Raw genomic sequence first — 1,577 nt, forward strand, 5'->3', positions numbered from 1 at the left:
GTGAAGTGCGGGAGCAAACTCTCTCGTCACGAATGTTCTGCAATACGTAATCTGGAGACCCCCCAATGGCCAACCCTCTACCCGACCTGAAACTGCTGCGCATTTTTGTCAGCGTGGTCCGGCACCAGGGGTTCGCCAACGCCCAGCACGAGCTCAACCTTTCCACGTCCGCCATCAGCACCTACATGAGCCAGCTCGAATCGGCCCTGGGCCTGGTGCTCTGCCATCGCGGCCGGGGCGGGTTCAGCCTGACCAGCAAAGGCGAGTTGTTCCATCAGGAAACCTTGCGCCTGCTCGGCGAGCTCGAAGGCTTCGAGCAATACGCCGCCGCGCTCAAGGGGGAACTGCGCGGTACGTTGAACCTGGGGGTGATCGATTCCACGGTCAGCGACAAGGCCTTGCCGTTCGCCGAAGCCATCGGCGCGTACAGCCAGGAACATCCGGCAGTGCATCTGCACCTGTCGGTCCTGAGCCCGTATGAACTGCAACTCGGCGTCCAGGACAACCGCCTGGACCTGGCGATCGGCGCGTTTTCCACGCGCATGAGCGGGCTGGTCTACATGCCGCTGTACCGCGAGCAGCATTGGTTGTATTGCAGCAATCGCCATTCCCTGTTCACCGAACGGCGCATCCCCGAACAAGTCATTACCCAGCAGCGCATGGTCGGGCGCGGTTACTGGAGCCAGGCCGAATTGGCCCGCCATGGTTTCAAGCACAGTGCGGCGACGGTGGAGAGCATGGAAGCCCAGTTGATCCTGGTGCTGTCGGGCGCCTACATCGGCTATCTGCCCGAACATTACGCCCAGGCCTGGGTCGACAAGGGCGATTTGCGCGTGCTGCTACCGGCGACGTTTGGTTATCAGGCGCCGTTTTCGATGATCGTTCGCCGTGGCCGCAGCCGCGAGCCGCTAATCCAGACCTTCCGTGATTTGCTCAAAGCTCAACTGAACCAGGCCTGACCATGTCCAGAATTCACTGCCCGCGCTGCCAACGACCACAAAGCCATTGCCTGTGCCCGTTGATCCCCAGCCTCGACAGCCGTACTCGCGTTCTGCTGTTGCAGCATCCCAGCGAAGTGAACCATGCCTTGAACACCGCGCGGCTGGCGGCGTTGGGGCTGACGAATGCCGAGTTGATCGTGGGCGAGGTGTTCGAGGATTTGCCCCGGCTGCTCAACCAACCGGGTTACCGGGCGCGTTTGTTGTTTCCCGCTGACGATGCACAGCCGATCCAGACCTATGGCGCGTCCGATGAGCCGCTGCTGTTGGTCGTGCCCGATGGCACCTGGCGCAAGGCGCGCAAGATTCTGCACCTCAATCCGCTGCTGGCGGCGCTGCCGAGGGTGACGTTGGCCGACGGCGGCGTATCCCGCTACCGCTTGCGCAAGGCGCCAGGGCCGGGGGCGCTGTCGACGGTGGAGGCGATTGTCCAGGCGTTGCAGATCCTGGAGGCACCGGCGAGTTTCGAGCCGCTGCTGAGGCCGTTCGAGGCGTTGATCGAGGGGCAGATTGCGGCGATGGGGGAGGAGACGTTCCGGCGTAATCATGCTGGAAAATAGGTGGTGTGGTTGCCGGCCT

The 1,577-nt window shown here is 62.7% G+C and carries 2 protein-coding genes; both read left to right on the plus strand.

What is annotated here, in order from left to right:
* Positions 1–65 precede the first annotated feature (65 nt).
* Positions 66–959 carry a LysR family transcriptional regulator gene (locus OC610_RS27080; RefSeq protein WP_264432409.1) on the plus strand — a complete coding sequence of 298 codons (894 nt, stop codon included), beginning with the start codon at positions 66–68 and terminating at the stop codon, positions 957–959.
* Positions 960–961: 2 nt separating this feature from the next.
* A complete protein-coding gene (locus OC610_RS27085) occupies positions 962–1,558 on the plus strand; it encodes a tRNA-uridine aminocarboxypropyltransferase (protein WP_264432413.1) in 597 nt (198 codons plus the stop codon).
* Positions 1,559–1,577 lie beyond the last annotated feature (19 nt).

The sequence above is a fragment of the Pseudomonas agronomica genome (assembly GCF_025917275.1).
GTDB lineage: Bacteria > Pseudomonadota > Gammaproteobacteria > Pseudomonadales > Pseudomonadaceae > Aquipseudomonas > Aquipseudomonas agronomica.

Coding starts and splice junctions, on each gene's coding strand:
- OC610_RS27080 (WP_264432409.1), top strand. CDS start 66: ATGGCCAACCCTCTACCCGACCTGAAACTGCTGCGCATTTTTGTCAGC.
- OC610_RS27085 (WP_264432413.1), top strand. CDS start 962: ATGTCCAGAATTCACTGCCCGCGCTGCCAACGACCACAAAGCCATTGC.